Origin of the sequence: Leucobacter sp. M11, from assembly GCF_035726885.1 — a bacterium.
GTDB lineage: Bacteria > Actinomycetota > Actinomycetes > Actinomycetales > Microbacteriaceae > JAPFRB01.
Window position 1 is genome coordinate 784708 of record NZ_JAPFRB010000001.1, and the last position, 308, is coordinate 785015.

The window sequence follows — 308 nt, forward strand, 5'->3', positions numbered from 1 at the left end:
GGGCGCAGACGCCCACCCCGGATCTGGGCGGGGACGGGCTGATCGATCCGCGCGAGCTGAGCCGAGCACTGGATGCGCTGCTCCCGGCGGAGCGGATCGTCGCGGTCGACTCAGGAAACTTTATGGGCTACCCGAGCGCCTATCTCGACGTGCCCGACGAGCACGGGTTCTGTTTCACCCAGGCCTTCCAGTCCATCGGGCTGGGGCTGGCCTCGGCCATCGGCTCGGCGATCGCCCGGCCGGAGCGCCTGCCCGTCCTCGGCGCGGGCGACGGGGGCTTCCTGATGAGCGTGCAGGAGCTGGAGACC

At 71.1% G+C, this 308-nt stretch carries 1 protein-coding gene; it reads left to right on the forward strand.

What is annotated here, in order from left to right; genetic code table 11:
* Nucleotides 1–308: thiamine pyrophosphate-dependent enzyme (locus OOT08_RS04045; protein ID WP_325091245.1), on the forward strand; the 308-nt coding region annotated here is incomplete at both ends.